This window comes from Mesorhizobium sp. WSM4820 (assembly GCF_055811075.1).
This window is the reverse complement of the sequence record NZ_JBVVQN010000030.1, coordinates 1-22304: the sequence shown is the minus strand read 5'-3', so window position 1 is coordinate 22304 and position 22304 is coordinate 1. Positions and strand designations below refer to the sequence as shown.

Annotated in this window: 24 protein-coding genes and 2 pseudogenes; 12 read left to right on the top strand and 14 right to left on the bottom strand. The window is 62.1% G+C overall.

Annotated features, from left to right (window positions below; translation table 11 throughout):
- Window positions 1-26: 26 nt before the first annotated feature.
- The 5 genes from AC0L2R_RS31460 (at window position 27) to AC0L2R_RS31440 (ending at window position 3957) form a co-directional block, all read left to right on the top strand.
- The gene (locus AC0L2R_RS31460; RefSeq protein ID WP_473513548.1) at window positions 27-443 is read left to right on the top strand and encodes an organic hydroperoxide resistance protein; all 417 of its coding nucleotides are present in this window, start codon (window positions 27-29) and stop codon (window positions 441-443) included.
- A 66-nt stretch (window positions 444-509) separates the two neighbouring features.
- Complete coding sequence (locus AC0L2R_RS31455) at window positions 510-1568, top strand: alpha/beta fold hydrolase (RefSeq protein WP_473513546.1); 1059 nt, start codon at window positions 510-512, stop codon at window positions 1566-1568.
- Window positions 1569-1587: 19 nt separating this feature from the next.
- On the top strand, window positions 1588-2100 hold the full coding sequence (locus AC0L2R_RS31450) for a cytochrome P460 family protein (RefSeq protein WP_473513544.1): 513 nt from the start codon (window positions 1588-1590) through the stop codon (window positions 2098-2100).
- A gap of 115 nt (window positions 2101-2215) precedes the next feature.
- Window positions 2216-2992, top strand: a complete 777-nt coding sequence (locus AC0L2R_RS31445; protein ID WP_473513542.1) for an alpha/beta fold hydrolase — start codon at window positions 2216-2218, stop codon at window positions 2990-2992.
- Entirely contained in the window at window positions 2989-3957 is a 969-nt protein-coding gene (locus tag AC0L2R_RS31440; protein WP_473513540.1) for a quinone oxidoreductase family protein, read from the top strand. The genes AC0L2R_RS31445 and AC0L2R_RS31440 overlap by 4 nt, the downstream gene beginning before the upstream one ends.
- A gap of 61 nt (window positions 3958-4018) precedes the next feature.
- On the opposite strand, the gene AC0L2R_RS31435 is transcribed toward AC0L2R_RS31440, so the two are convergent.
- The gene (locus AC0L2R_RS31435; RefSeq protein WP_473513538.1) at window positions 4019-4168 is read right to left on the bottom strand and encodes a hypothetical protein; all 150 of its coding nucleotides are present in this window, start codon (window positions 4166-4168) and stop codon (window positions 4019-4021) included.
- 642 nt (window positions 4169-4810) lie between these two features.
- On the bottom strand, window positions 4811-5737 hold the full coding sequence (locus AC0L2R_RS31430) for a LysR family transcriptional regulator (RefSeq protein ID WP_473513537.1): 927 nt from the start codon (window positions 5735-5737) through the stop codon (window positions 4811-4813).
- Here AC0L2R_RS31430 and AC0L2R_RS31425 point away from each other — a divergent pair.
- On the top strand, window positions 5736-6404 hold the full coding sequence (locus tag AC0L2R_RS31425) for a phosphoribosyl-AMP cyclohydrolase (RefSeq protein WP_473513535.1): 669 nt from the start codon (window positions 5736-5738) through the stop codon (window positions 6402-6404). The genes AC0L2R_RS31430 and AC0L2R_RS31425 overlap by 2 nt on opposite strands.
- A gap of 77 nt (window positions 6405-6481) precedes the next feature.
- On the opposite strand, the gene AC0L2R_RS31420 is transcribed toward AC0L2R_RS31425, so the two are convergent.
- On the bottom strand, window positions 6482-6898 hold the full coding sequence (locus AC0L2R_RS31420) for a hypothetical protein (protein WP_473513533.1): 417 nt from the start codon (window positions 6896-6898) through the stop codon (window positions 6482-6484).
- 95 nt (window positions 6899-6993) lie between these two features.
- On the bottom strand, window positions 6994-7221 hold the full coding sequence (locus AC0L2R_RS31415) for a hypothetical protein (RefSeq protein WP_473513531.1): 228 nt from the start codon (window positions 7219-7221) through the stop codon (window positions 6994-6996).
- A gap of 50 nt (window positions 7222-7271) precedes the next feature.
- Between AC0L2R_RS31415 and AC0L2R_RS31410 the strand changes: the two genes are divergently transcribed.
- A complete protein-coding gene (locus tag AC0L2R_RS31410; protein ID WP_473513530.1) occupies window positions 7272-7478 on the top strand; it encodes a hypothetical protein in 207 nt (68 codons plus the stop codon).
- Between the two features lie 24 nt (window positions 7479-7502).
- A pseudogene (locus AC0L2R_RS31405) lies at window positions 7503-7682 on the top strand (FAD-dependent oxidoreductase); the annotation flags it as partial.
- Window positions 7683-7840: 158 nt separating this feature from the next.
- On the opposite strand, the gene AC0L2R_RS31400 reads toward AC0L2R_RS31405, so the two are convergent.
- The 3 genes from AC0L2R_RS31400 to AC0L2R_RS31390 form a co-directional block, all read right to left on the bottom strand.
- Window positions 7841-9169 carry an aspartate aminotransferase family protein gene (locus tag AC0L2R_RS31400; RefSeq protein WP_473513587.1) on the bottom strand — a complete coding sequence of 443 codons (1329 nt, stop codon included), beginning with the start codon at window positions 9167-9169 and terminating at the stop codon, window positions 7841-7843.
- 85 nt (window positions 9170-9254) lie between these two features.
- Window positions 9255-9980, bottom strand: a complete 726-nt coding sequence (locus tag AC0L2R_RS31395; RefSeq protein ID WP_473513528.1) for a phosphotransferase enzyme family protein — start codon at window positions 9978-9980, stop codon at window positions 9255-9257.
- 609 nt (window positions 9981-10589) lie between these two features.
- On the bottom strand, window positions 10590-11258 hold the full coding sequence (locus AC0L2R_RS31390; RefSeq protein WP_473513526.1) for a haloacid dehalogenase type II: 669 nt from the start codon (window positions 11256-11258) through the stop codon (window positions 10590-10592).
- Between AC0L2R_RS31390 and AC0L2R_RS31385 the strand changes: the two genes are divergently transcribed.
- Window positions 11163-11453: a hypothetical protein gene (locus tag AC0L2R_RS31385; protein ID WP_473513589.1), complete on the top strand. Its 291-nt coding sequence runs from the start codon at window positions 11163-11165 to the stop codon at window positions 11451-11453. The genes AC0L2R_RS31390 and AC0L2R_RS31385 overlap by 96 nt on opposite strands.
- On the opposite strand, the gene AC0L2R_RS31380 is transcribed toward AC0L2R_RS31385, so the two are convergent.
- A complete protein-coding gene (locus tag AC0L2R_RS31380) occupies window positions 11450-12514 on the bottom strand; it encodes a LysR family transcriptional regulator (protein WP_473513585.1) in 1065 nt (354 codons plus the stop codon). The genes AC0L2R_RS31385 and AC0L2R_RS31380 overlap by 4 nt on opposite strands.
- Between AC0L2R_RS31380 and AC0L2R_RS31375 the strand changes: the two genes are divergently transcribed.
- The 3 genes from AC0L2R_RS31375 to AC0L2R_RS31365 are packed head-to-tail and all read left to right on the top strand — an operon-like array spanning window position 12422 to window position 15280.
- Window positions 12422-13591 carry a four-carbon acid sugar kinase family protein gene (locus AC0L2R_RS31375; protein ID WP_473513525.1) on the top strand — a complete coding sequence of 390 codons (1170 nt, stop codon included), beginning with the start codon at window positions 12422-12424 and terminating at the stop codon, window positions 13589-13591. The genes AC0L2R_RS31380 and AC0L2R_RS31375 overlap by 93 nt on opposite strands.
- The gene (gene pdxA, locus AC0L2R_RS31370) at window positions 13578-14591 is read left to right on the top strand and encodes a 4-hydroxythreonine-4-phosphate dehydrogenase PdxA (RefSeq protein WP_473513523.1); all 1014 of its coding nucleotides are present in this window, start codon (window positions 13578-13580) and stop codon (window positions 14589-14591) included. The genes AC0L2R_RS31375 and pdxA overlap by 14 nt, the downstream gene beginning before the upstream one ends.
- Window positions 14588-15280, top strand: a complete 693-nt coding sequence (locus AC0L2R_RS31365) for a 4-hydroxythreonine-4-phosphate dehydrogenase (protein ID WP_473513521.1) — start codon at window positions 14588-14590, stop codon at window positions 15278-15280. Before pdxA ends, AC0L2R_RS31365 begins: the two co-directional genes overlap by 4 nt.
- A gap of 112 nt (window positions 15281-15392) precedes the next feature.
- Here AC0L2R_RS31365 and AC0L2R_RS31360 read toward each other — a convergent pair.
- From AC0L2R_RS31360 to AC0L2R_RS31335, 6 genes and pseudogenes are all read right to left on the bottom strand, one after another.
- Window positions 15393-15588 (bottom strand): annotated as a pseudogene (locus tag AC0L2R_RS31360) (ISAzo13 family transposase); the annotation flags it as partial.
- Between the two features lie 19 nt (window positions 15589-15607).
- A complete protein-coding gene (locus tag AC0L2R_RS31355) occupies window positions 15608-17062 on the bottom strand; it encodes an aldehyde dehydrogenase family protein (RefSeq protein WP_473513519.1) in 1455 nt (484 codons plus the stop codon).
- Window positions 17059-18333: an NAD(P)/FAD-dependent oxidoreductase gene (locus AC0L2R_RS31350; protein ID WP_473513517.1), complete on the bottom strand. Its 1275-nt coding sequence runs from the start codon at window positions 18331-18333 to the stop codon at window positions 17059-17061. Before AC0L2R_RS31350 ends, AC0L2R_RS31355 begins: the two co-directional genes overlap by 4 nt.
- 61 nt (window positions 18334-18394) lie before the next feature.
- Window positions 18395-19564, bottom strand: a complete 1170-nt coding sequence (locus tag AC0L2R_RS31345; RefSeq protein ID WP_473513515.1) for an alanine racemase — start codon at window positions 19562-19564, stop codon at window positions 18395-18397.
- A gap of 19 nt (window positions 19565-19583) precedes the next feature.
- Window positions 19584-20576 carry a GNAT family N-acetyltransferase gene (locus AC0L2R_RS31340; RefSeq protein ID WP_473513513.1) on the bottom strand — a complete coding sequence of 331 codons (993 nt, stop codon included), beginning with the start codon at window positions 20574-20576 and terminating at the stop codon, window positions 19584-19586.
- Between the two features lie 128 nt (window positions 20577-20704).
- Window positions 20705-22012, bottom strand: coding sequence for an NAD(P)/FAD-dependent oxidoreductase (locus tag AC0L2R_RS31335; RefSeq protein ID WP_473513511.1), 1308 nt, complete (start codon window positions 22010-22012; stop codon window positions 20705-20707).
- Window positions 22013-22304 lie beyond the last annotated feature (292 nt).

The window sequence follows — 22304 nt, the reverse complement described above, 5'->3', positions numbered from 1 at the left end:
GATCCGATTTCATCAGGATGCATGCCATGATTACCCAAGCAAAACGACTCTACACAGCGAAGGTGCACACAACAGGCGGCCGGGAGGGTGGCTCACGCAGTTCCGACGGCAGGCTGGACATCAGGCTCTCGACGCCCGGCGGCGCGGGCAGCGGCACCAATCCCGAACAGCTTTTTGCTGCCGGTTGGTCGGCATGTTTCGAGGGCGCGATGGCGATCGCCGCGCGCAAGATGAACGTCGTGCTGCCAGCGGACCTTGCGATCGATGCGGAGGTTGATCTCAACAGCGGCGACGGCGCCTTCTTTCTCAGCGCCCGACTCAATGTGAGCCTGCCAGGGATGGATCGCAACGACGCCCGGGCCGTTGTCGATGCCGCTCATCAGACCTGTCCCTACTCGAAGGCCACGCGCGGCAACATCGAAGTCGAAATCAACCTGATCTAGTCCCTCGGTTTCGGCAATCGCGCCTGCCGCGACTGCCCTGGAAACATGAACAAAGGTAGTACTCCCATGAACGCAATCAAAATTCCGGAAGTCGTCGACCATCATCGCCGACGCCTGTTCGGCATCGCGGCCGCGACCGTGGCGTTGGCTCAGTTAGGAGCGGTCCGAACCTCCACTGCTCAGGCCGGGACGCAGACGACAGTAGCCGGCGGGACAGGATCGCGAAACTCATTCGCATCGCTCAAGCAGATCGAGGCGGGGCTGCTTACCGTCGGATATGCCGAGGATGGCCCAGCAGATGGACCTCCCGTCATACTGCTGCACGGCTGGCCCTACGACATCTACAGCTATGTCGATGTCGCGCCGCTGCTTGCAGGAGCCGGCTATCGGGTCATCATCCCTTATCTGCGCGGCTACGGCACGACGCGGTTCCTGTCGGATGCCACTCTTCGCAACGGCCAGCAGGCCGCGCTGGCGGTCGATATCATCGATCTGATGGATGCCCTGGGCGTCGAAAAGGCGATCGTCGCCGGCTATGACTGGGGCGCGAGGACGGCAAATATCCTTGCCGCGCTCTGGCCGGAGCGCTGCCAGGCCATGGTGTCGGTCAGCGGCTATCTGATCGGAAGCCAGGCGGCCAACAAGGCGCCGCTGCCACCACAGGCCGAACTGCTATGGTGGTATCAGTTCTATTTCGCGACCGATCGTGGCCGTGCCGGCTACGCGCAATACACGGACGACTTCGCCAAACTGATATGGAAACTCGCCTCGCCGCACTGGAACTTCGACGACGCGACCTTCGCCAGAAGCGCCGCTGCGTTCAAAAACCCCGACCACGTCGACATCGTTGTCCACAACTACCGTTGGCGGCTCGGCCTTGCGGAAGGCGAGCGCCGCTATGTCGAACTGGAGGAAAAGCTTGCCAAGCGCCCGGAGATCGACGTGCCAACGATCACGCTGGAGGGCGACGCGAACGGTGCGCCACATCCCGATCCCGACGCCTATGCGAAGAAATTCTCCGGCAAATACGAGCATCGGCTGATCACCGGCGGCATCGGACACGACCTGCCGCAGGAAGCGCCTGAAGCCTTCGCCAAGGCAATCATCGACGTCGACAAGTTCTGAGCGCGGACGGAGCGAGCGCATGAGACGCAAGCTTGCAATTGCAGCCGTCATCGCCGTGTCGACCGCTCTCGCTATCGGCTGCGTTGAGATCGACAGCGTTCGAGCTCAGAACGCGGAAGCCTCGCCGATCTATGGCGTGACGATCCCGGTCGGTTACCGCAGCTGGGAGCTCATCGGGCCGGCCTTGGAAGGCGATCCGCTGAACGAGCTTCGCGCAGTGGTCGGAAATACAGTTGCGATGGATGCCTATCGAAAAAGCACGCTGCCGTTCCCGGACGGCACCGTCCTCGTCAAGCTTGCATGGAAGCAAACGCAGTCGACCGAGTTCGGACCCGCCTCGGTTCCCGGCGCGGCCACGACGGTGCAGGTCATGGTCAAGGATTCGAAGAAATACGCGTCGAGCGGCGGCTGGGGTTTTGGCCGGTTCATTAATGGCAAGCCGGCCGACGTAGCGCAGCACGAAACATGTTTCGCGTGCCACGAGGCGCGTGTCCAGCAACACGACTTCGTCTTCACTCGCTACGCGCCGTAACTCGGTCCACGCAGGAAACGCCGGGCGGACACAGGTCGGGTCTGCGGCACTCCGCTCCTCCTCACCCTGCGCTCGGCACAGTGAAGACCGCACCCCACAACGAAAGGATGTTCAGATGAAAATCTTGCTCGCAGGCCTAGCCATTATCGCGGCCTCGTTGGGCAACGCCCACGCGCAGTCCGGCAAACCTACCGTCGTCTTGGTTCATGGCGCCTTCGCCGACTCTTCGAGTTGGAACGGTGTCGTTGAGATTCTTGAGAAAGATGGCTTCCCCGTAGTGGCGGCAGCCAATCCGCTGCGAGGCGTCAGAAGTGACGGAGACTATGTCGCCGATGTGCTTTCCTCGATAGAAACGCCGGTCGTTCTAGTCGGCCATTCCTATGGCGGGTCGGTGATCAGCGATGCCGCCGATGGTCATTCTAACGTGAAGGCTCTGGTCTATGTCGCCGCATTTGCGCCGGAGGTGGGTGAAACCGCGGCGCAACTTGCAGGAAAGTTTCCAGGCAGCACGCTTGGTCCGACACTCGCTCCTCCTGTCGCGCTGTCAGGCGGCGGAAAGGACCTCTACATCCAGCAGGACAAGTTCCACGATCAGTTCGCGGCAGACGTCTCCGATGCCGAGGGGAGGCTGATGGCCGCAACGCAGCGGCCGATCACGGAAGCGGCCCTCAACGAAGCCCAGACCAAGGCTGGCTGGAAGAATATCCCAAGCTGGTTCATCTACGGCGACGCGGACAAGAACATCCCGCCGCGTGCATCTGCCTACATGGCTGAACGGGCTCACGCCCGCGAAACGGTCGCAATCAAGGGCGCTTCGCACGTAGTGATGGTGTCGAACCCTGAACCGGTAGCGCGGTTGATCGAGAATGCTGCCAGGGAGATATCGCGATGAAAGCCGTCGTCATGAACCGCACCGGGGGACCGGATGCGCTCGAATTCGTCGAGCGCTCCGAAACTGCTCCCGCGAGCGGCCAAGTTCTGGTCGAGGTCACCGCGGCGGGCGTGAACTTCATGGACATCGGCGTCCGAAAGGGCATGGCCTGGACGGAGATGCCTGATCCAAAGATTCTGGGCGTAGAGGGTGTCGGACGGGTGCTCGCCGTGGGCGATGGAGTAGAGCATTTCCGGCCCGGGCAACGGGTTGCCTGGGTATACGCGCCGGGAAGCTATGCCGAGCGTATCACTCTTTCTGCGGACGCGCTCGTGCCGCTTCCGGACGGGATCGATGATCGTACGGCCGCTTCCGTGATGATGCAGGGGCTGACCGCCAGCCACTTCGCCACCGACTTCTATCCCGTCCAGCCCGGCGACGTGGCGCTGGTCCATGCGGCGGCGGGCGGCGTCGGATTGCTGCTCACCCAGATCATAAAGCTGAGAGGGGGGCACGTGATCGGCCGCGTCTCGTCCGCAGACAAGATCGCCGTCGCAAGAGAGGCCGGAGCAGACCATGTGATCGTGGACACCGAGGGGCGATTCGCCGAGGAAGTCGTTCGCCTGTCCGGCGGTGAAGGCGTCCATGTCGTCTATGACGGTTCCGGCCCGAAGACCTTTCAGGCTTCGCTCGACTCCCTGCGCCGCTCCGGCACCTTCTGCTGGTACGGCCCGGTGCTGGGCGGTCCCGGACCGCTCGACATCATGAGCCTGCCGAAAAGCATCAAGATCGGCTACGCTAGGTTCTTCGATCATATTTACACCCCGGCACTGCTTCGCGCCCGCACCAGCCAACTCTTCGACTGGATCGTGAAGAGGAACCTGAAGATCCGGATCGGCGGCGTTTACCCGCTCGCCGAAGCAGCACGCGCCCATGGCGACATGGAAAGCCGCGCCACGACGGGCAAGCTTCTGCTCATTCCCTGAGCCATCCGGCCTGCCTCGCGATACGGTGCTCGCGAGGCCCAAGAGGGCGAAGTTTCCGAGATCACTCCGCCGGTTGGCGCGCCGACAAATCGCAAGGACGGTCTCGTCGTGGTTGACCAGCAATCAGCGCGTCATAGCCCGTCAGGCCCGCCTCTATGGTCTCGACAGGGTCGATGTTGGGATGATCGGTGAGCTCGAAGACGGCGATCAACCCGTCCCCCAGGTTCTCCGCGCACGTAGGCAAGGAAGACCCTATGGGCGTAAGCGGAAACGGGAGATACTTAGGCGCCACTGCACCAGCATTCCGGCTCGAAAACTCAAACCTGAAGTTCACAGGTTCAAACCCTGCACTAGTCACGCAACGGCAAAACGCGGCCCATTTTGTGCCCAAGCACTCTGGACGAGTACAACAACAGCACAACTCAGAGAAACGGAACCACCTAAGTTATTGGATATGCGTTGCTTTTCGCGATGTCCGTCCAATCCATCATCGGCGCGATGGCGAATCTCATATGTCTTTCAATCATTTATACACATTTTTTAAACGGCACTGAGATTGGGCAGACTGACATTGCCGACCACTATGATATGTGACCCATTTCATTCTATTTTCAAAGCGTAACCATCAATGTCACTCAACACCGCTTTTCTGCTTGAGGGGATCTTTCCTGTTGCCCGATAGCAAGACGTCGCCGGCGACCACCCTGGACATCGTAGTTGCGCCAATTCCGGTCATTCGTAACGCTTCTTCAAACCGGACGTTCGCGCAACGGCTGCTGAGGTTTTCGGAGGGAAGGCCGGTTCCGGCGCTCACCAGCAGGTACAGGAGGCAATCACTCAAGGCAAACACGGGCTAGGGAAACTGCTCTCCGCGGGCTGCTCGGATTTCCTCCTTGACCGCCACAAGAGCGGCGGTCAGCTTCTCGAAAGCCGAATTCATGGGTGAGCTACGACGCCAATGAAGGGCGATCTCATGTCGCGCTTCTGGATGATCAAGACGGCGGAGGATGAATTCCGGGTCCCGGATCGCCTCTCCCAACGCATAAAGCGATGGCAACACGGCGACACCAGCGCCCATGACAGCCATTTGGCGAACGGCGTCAAGGCTCGCGCCCTGATAGTCCCGGCTAACCTGCGTTCCCGCCAGTGCGGCAAGTCGCTCGACTATCTCGGTGAGCCGGTATCCCGGGCTCAGGGACAAAAGCGGCTTCGCGGCAAGATCCGCAAGCGTAACGGGGCCGTCTGACGATGAGAGGGGATCATCGGCCGCAGCGCAGATCCACAGGGTTTCAGTGAACAACGGGCGGGTGCGAAACTCGCGGTTTTCCGTCGGGGAACCGATAACTGCATCCAACCGCCCCTCACGCAAATGGTTCAGCAAATCGCGCGTCGCCCCCTCCTGAACGGCAAGCCTGAGATCGGGGAAAGACGCATGCAGTCGGCGGGTCGCCAATGGCATGTAGTAGGCTCCGACCGATGGCAGCACGCCGATGTTGAGGCGCAGGTTCAGCTTGCCATCGGCGTGTCTGGCCAAACTCCGGAAGTCTTCTAGATCCCGCAAGATCGCGCGCGCTCTGGGCAAAAGGATTTCGCCCAGTGGCGTGAGCTGCACGCGCCGGGAGGTGCGCTCGAACAGGGCGATGCCAAGTTCTGCCTCCATGGTCGCGAGCTGTTTGGACAAGCTGGGCTGGCTGACGGCCAAATCCTGAGCGGCTGCGCCAAATGCGGACTGATCGGCGACCGCCACAAAATACTGAAGCTGGCGGAACGTGGGGCGCATGATGAATGTTCCTCTGATTGATAGCTGGAAGCTATCGATTCAACAGAAAATTACCATTGGTTTCATCGATCTCCGGCACCAACTCATCCCCGTGGGCGGCGATGCCCGTGTAGCAAACGGAGAAAACAGAATGCTCAACAAGATAGCGATGTCAGCCAGCGTAATTGCCCTGATGGCCGTAGGATCCGCGCAAGCCAAGGGAATGACTCCGGTTACGGCGGACGAAGTCGTAGCGCTTCAGAAAGCCTGGGGCGAGGGTATTGTCGACATCGGGCAGGTCTTCACTGATGGCGGCGACTACAGAGCTGCTGCCGAGGAGCATCTCAAGAAATTCTATGCCTGCGGAAAGGAAGAAGTTCTGTTCAAGCCCACCCTTGCAAACGAAGACCAGTTCCGCGGCACTTTTGAGGAAGCATTGTCATATTTCGTCACCGGAACCGTGAGTGAAGACAAGGGATTTGCGATTGCGCCCTACACCAAGGTGCGCTGGGAAAACGAAGGCACGATCGTCGACAGCGATAGTGCCATGTCGATGGGCAACTACTATTTCACGAAGACGGACGGTTCCGAGACCAAGGTCGAATACTCTTTTGGAATTGAGCGAATGGGTGACGGTCAGCTGAAGATCGTCCTGCACCACTCGTCGCTGCCTTATTCGCCAAACTGATCTGGGTGTAAGACGAGAACCTCTTCAGGTTGCGGCAGTAGGCGAGCAGGGCCGGATCGACCGGCCCCGCTTCGCTTTTAGGGTGCCCGCACCTTGCCCGGCGCTCTGCCTGGGCCGACCGTTAGTTCCGCCAGAATCCTCACCCAACTGCGTATCCCCTTGCGGAGTCGTTCGACATCGTACCGCTCGTTAGGGGCATGAATGGCATCGTCAGGCAGGATAAAGCCCGTTACTATGCAATCGACGCCAAGGCGGTCGGCAAGCAGTCCCACCAAGGGAATCGTGCCGCCCGTTCCTTTGATCAGGGTTGGCTCTGGCCATTCTGCGTCAAGCGCCCGCACCGTGGCTGCAATGTAGGGGCTGGCTTCGTTCACCGACACCGCCGAGTTCCCGCCGGCTCCCTCGAACATGATGCGGCAATCGGCAGGAAGCTGAGCCTCGACGAAATGTCGAAACAACGCGCGGATGTGTTCCGGTCTCTGCCCGTCAACCAAGCGGAACGACAACCGAGCCGAGGCCGATGAGGGAAGAACCGATCGTTCGTCCGGGCCTGTATTTGCGGACGAGGCTACATCCCGCCTCGACCCGGTCAGCCAGAAGGAGGTCGCTGCTTGCGCCCTTCGATCCGCCGCCGCTCAGGATCGACAAGTTCGATCACTGGAGCCTTGGCACCTATAATTCGGCCATCCAGGCGGGCATCATGCCAGCGATCCGCCTGCATCGCCGGATCGGCGTCGAGAGGATCCAGCGGCGCCTCAGCGAACTCACGCGGTACTGGATCCAGCGCGCACGCGACATTCCGGGCTTTCGCCTGCATACGCCGCTTAATGCCGGGTCCCTTGATGCCGAGCCAGTTGATGCCGCGCCGTGGCGCTCTTTTCCATCGACGGCGTCGATTCGCGGCTGCTCGAGCGCGTGCTGCGTGAGCAGCACCGGGTCCATGTCAAATATCGCCGGGTCGAGGATATCGCCGGGATGCGCGTTTCCCCGCACATCTACATGCACAAGGACGAACTCGATGTGTTTGTCGATGCGCTGCAAGCGACCGTCAGCGGAGCGCGCGCATCGTGCTGACGCCGCGCATCGGCACGTACCGTCTATCCGCGCGCCGGCACCGCCGATGGCCTGATCTACGGCATGGGCTATTCAGGACATGGCGCGCAGCTCTCGACGCTGATCGGAAATGTCCTGGCGGACATTGCAATGGGCCGCACGGATACCAATCCAATCGGCGGCATGGACTGGAATGCCGTCCCGCTGCATACCGGCAAGCCGTGATTCCTGCCAATGGTGGGGCACCTAACATCGGCTGAAGGATATGCTTGCCTGATCCAGCCGACAGGCTCCAAAGCGGCCGACCCGACACCGCCAATCTCGGCATGCATTGACCAGGACCTGGGAACAAGGACCTGGCCACCTGCTCGCAGCTATGCGGTCTAGCCTGCGACCTTGATGAGCGCCCGCTCCATGGCTGCAAGGAAGAGGTCGACATGCTCGGCCTGGCAAACGAGCGGCGGGCGCACTTTGAGGGAATCCTCGTTGGCCCCTGTTGTGCTGACAAGGACGCCGTCGTCGCGCAGTGCGTTCACGACATCCAGCGCCATTGCCCGCCGGCTTGCCGCCGGGGCACCCTCACGCCCGATGTCGATGCCAAAGAACAGACCGGCGTTTCGGATAGCGCGCACTCCATATGGCTGATGCGCGATTTTCTCCAGCCCGGCTCGGAGGCGCTGGCTCATGGCAAGCGCTTTCTGGGGGATCTGGTCGCGCTGCAGGATCGCCAGCACGGCGTCGGCGGTCGCTATGCCAACCGTATTTCCGGCGAACGTGTTGGAGTAGCGAGCGGTTGCGCCAAATTGCTCCATCGGTGCTTTGCGACCAACGACCGCGCCAATTGGAAATCCGTTGCCCATCGGCTTGCCGAGGGTAGCGAGATCGGGAACGATCCCGTGCCGTTCAAAGCCCCACATATGAGCGCCGGTTCGCCCAAAACCCGGCTGAACCTCGTCGGCGATGACGAGACCACCTGCCTCTCGCACCGCCGCAACTCCACCGGCAATGAAGCCAGGAGGATCGACCCATACGCCGTCGCTTGAAAAAATACTGTCGATGAGCAGGGCCGCAACGCCGATGCCACGACGGTTCAGATCTACGATGGCCGCGCGTACTTGCGCCTCGAAGAAGTCCGCAGCTTGTGATTCCGGCACACCCGCCGGCCCCGGCAGGGAGACCATGCGCACGAATGGGCTGAGCTTGACGGCGTCGCCCAGGTTCGGGGAAACCGCGGCGACAGCCGCGCTGGTGCCGTGATAGGCGTAGCTCGAGACGATCACGCCTTCATTGCCGCTCGCAAATCGCGCGATACGCAGGGCCAGATCGTTGGATTCACTCCCCGTGCAGGTAAAAACCACCCGGTCGAGCCCGCTTGGGAAAGTGTCGACCAGTCGCTCGGCATAGTCGATAAGTTTTGGCTCGAGATAGCGCGTGTTGGCGCTTATCCGGCCCGCCTGTTCAGCCATTGCGGCGTTTACTTCGGGGTGGCAATGGCCGAGCGACGGCACGTTGTTGTAGAAATCAAGATAGGCACGCCCGTCAGGGTTGTAGAGCCACATGCCTTCGCCGCGAACGAAGTGCACGGGCCGGCGGTACTGGAGCCGATAGGAGGCCCCAAGTACTTCGTCACGGCGAGCAATGAGCTCGGAGTCGCGCCTCGGAAGGTCGGATTCGCCGGGCCTGTAGCGATTAGGCATGAGATCTGTGGACATGTGCTGCTGCCTCTCTGAAAGAGCACCTTGATCAATTCGCGGTTCGTCTTTTGGCTGGCGTGCCGGTCGAGCGAACCGAAATGCGTTACGGCTGAAACGACGACATTGCCGCCAGGACGGCCGCCTCGCCCGATGCGACACCAAGAGGCGCCAGGATGGAAAGTCCGTGCTCGGCCCGCGAGACATTCTTTTTGATGTATAGGGCATCGGCCGGAAAAAGGTGGGACCGCCAGTAGTTGACCAGGATCAACGCGCTTTGTCGCGCCCGCATCAGTCCGACGAGCAATTTTGCTTCCAGTGCCGAAAGTGCAATGACAGAGGCATAGCCGGCAATAAGATGCTCGGCTCCACCCAAAGGAAGTGCCGGATCCCCTACGACGTGACTTGCTGCGATCGCCAGATCCTGGATCCTGGGGCTCCAGCAGCCATCGCCGAAATCGATGAAACCCATCCCCTGGCCTGTCACCATCATATTGAACGGGCTGGGATCATTATGCGTTACCTGCCACGCCACGTCAGAGATTTGTGGCTCAACGAACTCCGCATACTCCGACATCGCGACGCGTACGCTATCGGCAACGCTCGGGGATGGCAGGTATTGCTCCAGTTCCATCAACCTCGACCAGCAACCGATGTGCCAAAGAACGGGACGGTGAGCCGCGGGCACACTGACCAGCTCAAGAGCCAGGTCCAACCGGGCGAGAGCACTGCCGGTGCGAAAAAACAGGTCGGGAGTGGGCGTCGCCTGGTGCAGCGGAATGCCCTCGATCCGGGTCTGCAAGTACCCGCATACCCCCTCTTGCTCGAACATCCCTCTTGCTCAAACATCAATGCGCCGCTGGTCGTGCGGAGCACTTCGGGTGCGACGAAGCCGGTGAACCCTTGCAATCCGGCCATGGCGGCGGTTTGAAAACGAAAGCTGTCGACCGCCTCCGCTGTTGCCGACGTCTTCAGGATCAACCGGCGGCCGTCCGGCAGGTTGACGTCAACGGTGCGCTCAACCTCGGAGGACAATGTCGCGATCGATCCCGTCAATCCGTAGTGGCGCTTCAGTAGTGCCGCCGACATGTCCGGTTCGGAAGCGCCCGGCCGCATCGCCAGGCTTGCGGCGGCAGCGCGAAAATAAGCTTCGGTTGAAGCTGCCGCGTAAGCCAGATGGTCGCGTCCTGCCGTCATGGAGCCCCCTGCCTTCACAGAGCCATTGAGCTGACCAGCTTCTTCATCGGGGACCAGATCACCATAAGCACCCAATTCGAAAGATCCTCGCCTGTTGGGGAACCGTTGTCCTTCATGCTTCGACAGATGGAGCGCTTCAGCGATGACGCCCTGCAGTTCCATTTCTCGCGATGTTGAGACGCCGCCGCTGGCCGCCCCTCGAAAATTGGCGCAGTGCTCTGTGGGGCTCCGGCCTCCTCGCCCCTCAGAGTCCGAAAACGCCGGGCAGCTGCGTCACATCGCGGATTTCGGTGTATTCGTAAAAGGGATTGGCCGGCTCGTGGCCGCGGTTGACCCAGACCTTGCTCTTGATCCCCAGGTCATAGGCGGACATCAGGTCGTGGCGGAAAGACGAGGACACATGCGTAATGTCCTCCGGGCCGCAACCCAGCGTGTCGAACATGTACTCGAACGCCTTGAAGTGCGGCTTGTAGGCACCCGCCTCTTCAGCGGTCAAGACGGCATGAAACGGCGCACCGAGCCTTGCCACGTTCGACGGAATCTGGGCCACCATTGAGTTCGTCAGGGTGACCAACGGAATTTCCCTGGCCAGTTTGGCCAATCCCTCGGGGACGTCGGGATGCGGCCCCCAGGTCGGGATGCGGTTGTAGATCGTTTCGGCGTCTTCAGCACGGAATGCGACGCTGTTGCGGCGGCAGGTGCGTTCCAGTGCGTTGTGAACGACATCTGCATAAGGCTTCCAGTCCTGCAGCACCTCATCGAGGCGGTAGCCCTGGAAGTTTCTGATGAATTCGTCCATGCGCGGCCCATCCAGAAGATGACCGAACAGATCCCTGGCGGCGTCCGCCATCTGGAAATTGATGAGCGTGCCGTGGCAATCAAACGTCACGTATTTCGGCCGGAAGCGATCCATGTCCTTGGTTCCTGTCAATCTGCCCTATCAGCCAAGCATAATCGCAGGCGCTTGGCAGAATGTGCCGCAATGCATGGTCATTCAGCACAAGGCTCTCCGGTCGACCGCCAAACCAGCACGCCCTTTCGCATTGCTGTCTGTTTCGCCGCCCTGAGCCGATACGGACGCAAAGGCGACCTTATTTTCTTAGTTTAGCTGTTCTCAAGCACCTGCCGCTTGAACGATGTCTCGGACTCTGCGGTCAGCCAATCGCGCAATGCGGAGAGGCCGGTTGAAACAATGATCGACTTCGGATGGATCAGGCCGTAGTCCGTCCCGTCGCGATCAAAGCCGAGTGGTGCTTCCAATCGCCCATTCGCTACGTCATCCGTTGCAATCGCCTGGGGGGCAAGAGCAACGCCAAGACCACCCAGGGCCGCTTCTGCCATCAGGAAATGATGATCGAGCAATCGGGTCGTTCGAGGACGCGGCGCATCCATGTGCGCGTCGAGCCACGCTTCCCAGGCATCCGGTCGCGTCCGTGATCCGAGCGCCACATAGTCGCCACTCTCGAACCGCTTGCGCAGGGATGGCAGCATGACCGGACCGACGCGCTCGGGCATCAGCCTGATGATGGTCCATTCCGGGTCCACCGGAAAATCGAGACGGCGGATCGCAAGCGTCACCCGGTCACGCGCGAAGTCGAGCCCTCCGCCGCCGGTCGACAGATGCACCTCGACATCCGGGTATCGATCCTGAAACCCAGACAGGCGCGGGATCAACCAGCGCATCGCCAGCGAGCGCTCGCAGGACAAGATGATCGGAATGGGCGTCGAGCTGGATCTGATCTCTGCCAAGGCATCAGTGATTAAATGGAACGCCTTGCCTGTCGCCTCCGCCAGCTTCGCGCCATCGGAGGTCAGACGCACGCCTCGCCCGTCCGCTTCAAGCAAGCGCAGACCAAGATCGGCGGCCAGTTTGGAGACGCGGCGGCTGACTGCACCATGCGTCAGAGCGAGTTCGGCCGCCGCAGCACGCACAGATCCCAGACGCGCCACTGTTTGGAAGGCACGCAGGTCATCGAGCGAAGGTATTTCAGAACGCTTCATTGGTGACGTCATATCACCACAACTTGTCAGATCATATGGATATTCGGTTCCGACGGTTCTGCTATTCTCACCAACATGAAGCAGACCACATCTCTCCTCGTCGGGATAATCGCCGACGACCTGACCAGTGCTACCGACGGCGCGGCGGCCTTTCTCGCGAGAGGCTATGCACCTGTGATCAAGCGACAGGTCGACGGCGCGGAGAATGGAGCGATCACTTCTATCGATACCAACAGCCGCGCCTCCGACATCTGGCAGGCGACAAGGGCTATCGCCGACGCCGTGTCGGCCCTCTCGCATGCCCGCCTTCTGTTCAAAACGATCGATTCGACCCTGCGCGGCCATATCCGCGAGGAAGTCGCCGCCGCCTTTCGCGCCAGCGGCCGGAGCAGGCTTGTCATCGCTCCAGCCTTTCCCGAAGCGGGGCGGCTCACCGTCGGCGGGATCCAGACGGTGAACGGCATTCCCGTGAGTCAGAGCGTCTACGGCCGTGACCCAGTCCATCCCGCAGGCACATCGCACATTGCCGATCTGGTCGACCCGTCCCTGGGGATACCGATCATTCTCGCAGCAAACAGTTCCGGCGATGCGGCGACGAAAGGGTCCATTCTGATCCTCGACGCCGACAGCCAGAACATACTGAACCGGCAGGTCGCCGACATTCCCGATCCCGAGACTGTCCTTTGGGTGGGCTCCCCTGGTCTCGCCATCGCGCTGGCATCGCTGGTCCCTGCAGTGCCGGACGAACGCCCGGTAACGGGCAAAGCCGCCGGGCGGGTGGTGATCGTCGCAGGAAGCGCCAATCCGGTGACGCGCGCCCAATGCGAGACCTTGCAGGTACAAGGCGTTCCCGTCGTCAGCGACCTGGCCGACCCTCCCGGCGACGCCCGTGTGATTTGTCTTCGGGCGCCGCTGCAACGGCAGGAGAATGCCAGCGCGGTGATGACGAACCTCGCCGGACAAGCAGCCGCAGCGGTCGCCCGGCGCGACTATGACGCGGTGATCGCCACCGGCGGCGAGACGATGGCCGCGATCCTCGACCGCCTCGGCATCAACGGGTTCCTTCTCACCCGCGAGTTGGAGCCCGGCTTTCCGGTTGGCCGCGCCGAACGGGCGGACGGAACGTCGCTCACCATCGCCATGAAGGCGGGAGGCTTCGGCTCACCCTCGGCACTCCTTGATGCCGCCCGCGACCTGCTGGCCAAACCGCTTTCAAGAAAGGCTCTTCTCCATGACCGCCCATGACGCTCCACTAGCCGTGACCATGGGTGATCCCTCCGGCATCGGCCCCGAGATCATCGCAAAAATGTATCTCCGTCGACCGGACAAGCGACACTGGATCGTCGTCGGTGATCCGCTGGTGATGACCCACGCCCTTTGCGCGCTTAACTCTGATGTGCGGGTTCGGCCGATCGCCTCCGTCGATGAGACCGTGCTCGATGACGGAACCCTCAACGTGCTTTGCTCCTCGCAGCTTTCCGCCCTGCCACCGGTCAGCCAGGTTTCGGCCGTCAGTGGACGCGCGGCGTTCGACGCCATCGTTGTCGCGATCGGACTGGCGCGGGACGGTTGGGTGGGCGGCATCGTAACGGCGCCGATTCACAAGGAAGCACTCGCAGCAGCCGGTTTGCACTATCCCGGCCACACCGAAATCCTGGCCGATCATGGCGGGGCTCCCAAGGTCGCCATGATGCTGGCGAACGAGGACATTCGCACGGTCCTCGTCACCATCCATTGTTCGCTGTCCGAGGCGATCCGCAAAGGCGATTTCGCGGCGCAGATGGATGCCATCCGGTTGGCCGATGCCGGTGCGAAGGCGCTCGGCATCTCCCATCCGCGCGTCGCCGTCGCCGGCCTCAATCCGCATGCCGGCGAAGGCGGTCTCTTCGGAGACGAGGAAATCCGCATCATCCGGCCGGCGATCGAGGCGGCCCGTGCCGAAGGTATCGACGCCTCCGGCCCATGGCCAGGCGACACCGTGTTCATGCAGGCCCGTAAGGGCCGGTTCGACATCGTGGTCGCCCAGTATCACGACCAGGGTCTCATCCCGGTCAAATATATGGGCCTCGACCATGGCGTGAACGTCACGCTGGGCCTGCCATTCGTGCGCACCAGCCCCGATCACGGCACCGCCTTCGACATCGCGGGGTCCGGCGTTGCCGACCCCTCCAGCCTGGAGACCGCCTTCGACTACGCCCTTAGGCTGAAGACCTCCCTCCCTAACCAGAAAGCCGTCACCCCATGACCCAATTCGACTTCATCTTCATGCTGACACGCAATGACCGCACGGTGACCGACGCCGCCGTCCACGCCGAAACGGCGCTCGGAGCCGGAATCCGCCACATCGGCTTCAAGGACATCGGCCTGCCGCTCGACGCGCTTGCCGCCCTCGCCCGCCAGATCCGCGAGGGCGGAGCCAACACTTATCTCGAAGTTGTATCGCTCGACCGCGACAGCGAGATCCGCTCGGTCAAGGCGGCGATCGACCTCGGCGTCGACTTTCTTCTCGGTGGCACCCATGCCGAAGACGTGCTGCCGCTGCTGGAAGGGACGCCCATCCGCTACTATCCGTTTCCGGGTCGCATCGTCGGGCACCCGAGCATTTTGGAAGGATCTCAGGCCGAGATCGTCAACAGCGCCGTCGCGCTCGCCAGCCATTCCGGTGTCGCCGGTCTCGACCTTCTCGCCTACCGTTCGGCAGGCAATGTGCCATCGCTGATCGACGCTGTGTGCCGGGCCGTGCCCAAGCCCGTTATCGTCGCGGGATCGGTGGACCGGCCGGATCAGATCAACACCATTCGCAACAGTGGCGCAGCGGGATTTACCGTCGGCACCTCCGCGCTGGACGGCCGGTTCCCGGCAGAGGGCCCCGCACTGGAATTCCAGCTGCGGGCGATCTCGGCGTGCCTCGAAGGACATCACGTGGGAGGTTAGTCCTGGTCAAAATAATCTAATCACAAATTGAACTCAGCACGGCGGCGCTTCAAACGATCGAGGAAGCTCCAGGCCAGAGCTCTCTGCCACTACATTCGATCGTAAGACAAACGCCCTGTCGACGCACCTGCCCGCGCGCCGTCGCAACATCGAGGTCTCTGATGCCACGCCCGATCGTCGAACGGGCCAGACCGGTGATCTCAGACACCCCCGCAAGCCCACAACCCGCAGCACGAGCCTCACTCGCAGCGAATACCCGGCGGCCACGCTCGTCCGCTTCGAGCGGTCCGCCTCCACCGCTGCTCGATTGCCTGGCGAAGATGTCGCCTAGAAATAGCCGAGGATGGATTTGACCTCGAGGTACTCCAACATGCCTTCGATGCCATATTCGCGTCCGTTTCCGGACTGCTTGAAACCGCCAAACGGGGCGTGCGGGTCCCAGGCGGGGTAGTTGAGATGAACCTGACCGGCGCGGATCCGCGAGGCGACGTCCCTGACGGCGCCCATATCCGTGCCCTGCACATGGGCCCCCAGGCCGTAGACCGTATCGTTGGCGATAGTGACGGCCTCCTCGACCGTGTCGTAGGGGATGATGCACAGAACTGGCCCAAAAACCTCTTCCTGGGCAATGCGCATGCCTGTGTGCACGTCGGAAAAGATGGTCGGATTCACATAGAACCCGACATCTAGGCCGTCCGGACGGCCCAGTCCGCCGGTGAGCAGCTTCGCGGCCTCCGAAACGCCGACGCCGACCATTGTTTGGATGCGGTCGAACTGGGACCGGTTGGCGATTGCACCGTGAGTGGTGGCTTCCGAAAGCGGATCGCCGACGATGATCTGGGCTGCGGCCCTCCTGGCGATTGCCTCGATCTCGGACAGCCGCTCGCGCGGCACGATCATGCGCGTCGGCGCGCTGCATGACTGGCCGAGATTGCGGAAGGCGGCGGCTACGCCCCGTGAAACGGCACGGTCGAGATCGGCGTCGGGCAAAATCACGTTCGGCGACTTGCCGCCGAGCTCCTGCGACACGCGCTTGACCGTCGGCGCGGCGGCCTGGGCCACCGCGATGCCGGCACGGGTGGAGCCGGTAATGGAGATCATGTCGACATCCCTATGGGAGGCGAGACCCATGCCCACGCCTGGGCCGTCACCATTGACGAGGTTGAAGACACCGGCAGGGAAGCCGGCTTCCTCAATCGCCTCGGCGAACAGCAGGGCGTCCAAAGGAGAGAGCTCGCTTGGCTTCAGCACGACCGTGCAGCCTGCGGCGAGCGCCGGCGCAACCTTGGCGGTGATCTGGTAGAGCGGCCAGTTCCAGGGCGTGATCAGGGCGCAGACACCGATCGGTTCGTGGGTGACGGCGGTGTGGCCGCGCTGTTCGACGAAGGGGAAGGTTTTCAGGACATCGCGAGCGACTTGCACATGGGCGATCGCCAGCGGCACCTGCGCGGTGCGCGCATATCCGATCGCCGCGCCCATTTCGAGGCTCAAGCATTGCGCAAGCAGTTCATTGCGCGCTTCGAGCAGCGCCTGCAGGCGATCAAGCAGACCCGCGCGGTATTCCGGCCTGGTACGGCTCCAGGTGGCGAACGCCCGGCGGGCCGCTGCAACGGCCGCGTCCACATCCCAGCTGTTTCCGAGCGGAAACCGGGCCACGACCTCTTCGGTGGCGGGATTCACCACGACGCTCTGGGCGGTGCCTCTCGGCTCGACCCATTGACCGTCGATGAAGAACTTGTCGAGGCGGCCGTTGCGGGACAGGTGTTCGAGGGGCGAAATCATGTGACAAGGTCCTTCATGCGGTAATAGGCACCGAGGATCGGCAGGAACCAGGGACGCCCAAAGTATCCAGGGATCGCCGGCCAGTCGAAATCCTTCCAGGGGTTCAGGTCCGGCCGCCCGTCCATGACATCGGCCATGATGCTGCCCATCAGCGTCGACATATGGGTGCCGTGGCCGCTATAGCCCATGGAGTAGTAGATTCCGTTGCGCTCCCCGGCGCGCGGCAGGCGGTCGCGGGTCATGTCGACCATGCCGCCCCAGCAGTAATCGATGCGGATGTCGGCCAGTTCCGGATAGACCTCGACCATCGCCGCTTTCAGGATCCGGCCGCTCTTCTCGTCGGACTGCGGGTTGGATGCAGCAAACCGGGCCCGCCCGCCGAACAGCATGCGATTGTCCGGGGTCAGCCGCCAGTAGACGACGAGATTGCGCGTGTCGACGACATTGCGTCGGGTCGGCATGAGGCGCTCGAGTTGCGAAGGCGACAGCGGTTCCGTCACGACCAGGAAGGCGCCGACCGGCACGATGCGGCGGCGGATCCATCCGAGCGGACCGACCTGGGAAATGCCGCTCGCCAGCAGGACCTGCCGCGCGACGATCTTGCCGCGCGGGGTCTCGACCTCATGCCCGCCGGCGACCTTGCGCAACGCCATGACGGGGGCGTTTTCATAGACCTCTGCGCCGCGCCGCGCCGCCGCGGTCGCCAGACCCCGGACGAAACGGCCGACATGCATGCTGGCGCTCTTGGGAAAGAGCAGCCCGCCATAATAGCGGTTGGTGCCGACTTCGTCTCGCAGGTCGGCGCGCGCGATCATCCTCGTTCCGGGATCGACATTGGCCGCCAAGAGTTCCTGACTGCGTGCCAGCACATCGTAGTGCTCGAGCTTGGCGGCAAGCTTGAGCTTGCCGACGCGGGAGAAGCTGCAGTCGATCTTTTCTTCCTGCACCAACCGCTCGACCATATCGACGCCGGCGTCGAAAGCCTTGTAGAGCGCGTTTGCGGCCGGCTTGCCGTGCTTGCCGGCCATGATTGCATAGTTCTGGGCAAAACCGTTATTACACATCCCGCCATTGCGGCCGGATGCGGCGTTGCCGATCGTTTCGGCCTCCAACAGTGCAACCCGGGCGCCCTTCTTGGCGAGGGCCAGAGCCGCGGAGGATCCAGTCAAGCCGCCGCCCACAACCGCCACATCGTAGTGGCCTTCGAGCGGTTTGGACGCGCCCTCATTGAACGGCTGAGAGGTGTCCAGCCAATAAGATGTAAGCTTCATGATTGCACCACCAGTGCGTCATTTTGCACGGGCGCCATGCAAAGCGTTGCGATTGCAGCCCCTACCATCCGCGGATCCGCTCCCAACGGGCTTCGATCCGGGGACTGTCCCCGTTGACGACGCTGTAGAAGTGGTGCTGGGCGGCCATCGCGCAGGCATGGTTGGGCAGAATCCGGACCCGAGCCCCGAGCGGCAAATCGGGCATGGACTTTCCAGAACCGGCACGAATGGCGAGGATACCGTGTTCCTGGCTGGCCTGCGCCACGATCACATCTTCAAGCACCCGCCCCTTTTCATCGCAGACGACACCGTAACCCTGGTCGACCTGCTGGTTTGCGGTTCCGCGGTCGCGCGAAAGCGCCATCCAGCCCGCGTCGACCAGCACCCATCCTTTTTCCGGCTTGGACCCGATCACCGTGGCCAACACGGAAATCGCGATATCGTCGAGACGGCAGACCCCTACCCCGTGCTGGACGAGATCGAAGAATATGTAGACCCCGGCGCGCAGCTCCGTGACGCCTTCGAGGTCCTCGGCGAAGTGCGCCGTCGGCGTCGAGCCGAGGCTGACGATCGGGCAGGCATGGCCGTGGGCGCGCAAGGTTTCGGCGGCGCGCACGGTGGCCGAACGCTCGCTCTCGGCTGCCTTGACCAGCGCATCGGGCGTGCTCAAGCCATAGGACTCGCCGGCATGGGCGAGGACGCCGACCAGGTTGGAGCCAGCTGCGACGATCCTGTCGGCCACATCGAGCAGCTTGGGATCGTCCGGCTTCAATCCGCCGCGATGGTCGTCGCAGTCCAGTTCGATGAAGACGGACGGCGTCACACCGGTGGCTTCGCGTACACCGGCCAGGGCGTCGGCCTGCTCCACGGAATCGAGCAGCAGCTTCACATCAGCGCCGGTGCGGCGACAAAGCTCCATGGCGCGGACGGCCGACGCCGGCGACATGCCGACTGCATAGGTGATGTCGCGAAAGCCGTGGCCGGCGAAATACTCCGCCTCGGCGATGGTCGAGACCGTGATCGGGCCGGTTTCGCCGGGGAACACATGTCGGGCGACGTCGATGCTTTTGGCCGTCTTCATATGCGGGCGCAGCACTACGCCAAGCTCTCTGGCATGCTCGGCCAGACGCTGGATGTTGCGCTCGATCCGCCCCCGGTCCAGAAGCAGCGACGGGGTGATGAGGGCATCGATCGTTTGTGCCGCCTCACGGATATCTGCATTCGTATCCATCGCTACCCTACCTCATTCCTCAACCGAACGACTGATTTGCCAAGGCATACATGCGGGCCGTCCCGTCGCAGACGGGCCGTCGCCCCTTGACCATCGCGATCACAGCACCGACACGCGCGAGGCCCAGGCTATCCAGCCAGTCGCCCAATACGTGTTCGGCATAGACGTCGATGCGCACGAATTGGCCGTGAAGCGTCGCAAGCTGGGCCAGGATCAGAAGCCGCGCGTCTTGGGCGCTTTCTGCTGCAACAGGGCCGACGACATAGCCGCGGCCGAACCGTCTGGCGATGGCGTAGCCTGCAATCCGCCCCGCGCGTTCGATGACCGAAACATTGCCCGCGTCAGCGAGGCCAGCCACCATAGACGGCCGGGGCATGCCTGTGGCCCGTTCGTCGAAGGCCTGGATCGCCGCGAGGTCGGAGACCGTCGCCTGACGGATGTCGTCGCGCGCACTCTGCGTCACGGCAACGGTCAGCAGGCCCTGGTGCTGAACCACCGTACCCCAGGCAGTGAAGCCGCGTCGCTTGTAGAGCGCGAGCCCCTCTTCCGTCGAATTGAGCAGCACGTCGCGCCCGTCCGTGGCCTGAAGCAACCCGTCAAAAAGCCGGGAGCCGTTGCCACCGCCTTGCGCCGAGCCAGTGACTATGATCATCCCGGCAGTGGCATGGGCCTGTCCGTAATTCCAGGACATGGCAGTGCCGATCACCTGTCCTGCCCGCTCGAGGACCAGGCCATTGCCGACCGTCACGGCAAATTCCCAGTCCTCCTGGCGATAAGGCCAGCCCATCTCCTGCGACAGCTTCAGCGCGCCCGGCAGATGGCGGGTCTCGAATTTCATCAGCTCGGTCGGGGCGCTGACGCTATCCCTGTCATGATCAACGGTCATGAGTGCAACGCTGTCGCTTGATCCAAAGTCACATTTGTAGTCGGACCTTAGAGTGGCGTCCGGCGGGCAGATTTCGCTGCTGTTATGCCCCTTCAATTCAGCGGGATCATTCGTTTTGAGCAGCACGGCGGCATGCCATATGGCGCAAATCGGGCGAGGAAGGCGGCAAGGCCACTCGGGCGTCGCTCAGCCGAAGTGCAATGCAGATCTCAGCGGCATCATTCGGTCGCTGCCTGCCACGCGCCTGACCAACCTCAATGCAATTTGAGACGCGGACGGACAACCCGGTTGACATGGCCGACCAGGATAAGAGCCAGGCCCTTGATCCAGCCATGTATGGCCACCAGGTGCATGCGGTACAGAGATACGTAGATCATCCTGGCTAGCCGCCCCTCGATCGCCATCCGCCCTCCGACGAGGTTTCCCATCAAGCTGCCGACGGTGGAAAACCGGCTCAACGACACGAGCGAGCCCTTGTCCCGATAGACAAATGCTTCCGGCGTTTCCCCGGCAATCAAGTGAAGAATGTTGCGATAAGCGGTCGATGCCATCTGGTGGGCGGCCTGAGCGCGTGGCGGCACCGGGCCGCCCGCCCCTTCTGGCTTGAAAAAACAGCAATCGCCGATAGCGAAGATGCGCTCGTCCCGGCTCGTTTGGAGGGTGGGAAGGACGACAAGTTGCCTGCTGCGCGCCACCTCAAGCCCGTCGAGCTTTCCTAGAATATTTGCCCCCTGCACTCCTGCAGCCCAGACGCAAATATCGGCGTGTATCTGCTCCCCGGTAGCACACCTCAGTCCCTGTTCCGTTGCTTCGGATACAGCCGTGTTTGCGAGCACCCGGACGCCGAGGGCCTCAAGTTCCTGATGCGCGGCCTTTGCTAAAGCTTCTGGGAGAGCCGGAAGAATCCGCGGCCCGGCCTCTATCAAAGTGACCCTCAGCCGGGTCTCGTCGAAGACTTCCAGGCCATAATGTCTGAGAGATGATGCAGCATTGTAGAGTTCAGCAGCGAGTTCGACGCCTGTCGCGCCGCCACCTACGATAGCTATATCAACGAAGGCGTCGTCGGTTGGATTGGCTGACATTGTCCTGGAAACTCGAAGACAATGATTCAACAACTTCAATCGAAAGCGATCTGCTTGATGACGGTCTTCGAGGAAAAGACAATGATCCTTGACTCCGGGAGTGCCGAAGTCGTTTGAAACCGACCCGATTGCGATAACGAGGTAGTCGTATCGGAGCCGATGTCGACCGACCAGTTCCGACCCGTCATCGTCGAATATCGGCGCCACTGTGACCTGCCGCGCGGTGCGATCGATGGCCTCCAGCGACCCGTAGAAGAAGCGGTAGCCCCAACGGTGCCCGTGGCCGCGGTAGCCCACTTCGTCAAGATTTGCATCGAGTGAGCCGGCCGCGACCTCATGGAGGAGCGGCTTCCAGACATGGGTGTGGTTCCGCTCGACAAGTATGATATCGAAATCCTTGCGGCCGAGCCGTGCTCCGAGCCGCCGCACGAGCTCAAGACCTCCAGCCCCACCGCCAATGACGACTATTTGAGTCTTCATTCGTGCTTGCCCGGTCTCGTTGAGGGATGCCTCTCGACACGACTACCCGCTGTCAGCGGCTGGCGCGCCAGATGGCAATCAAGTCCTGGATTCGATAGCCCTGAATGATAAAGAAGCGTCATCATCGCCCTCGCGAAATCCGAAAATCGCCCTGCCCCTGGGCGTTCATGTCCACAGATGACGAGCCTGGAGTCTAGCCCCAAGCGCCGCCGCCTTCACCAGTCCATCACCACCTTGCCGGAATTGCCGCTCTTCATCGCATCGAACCCGGTCTGGAAGTCGTCAATCCCGA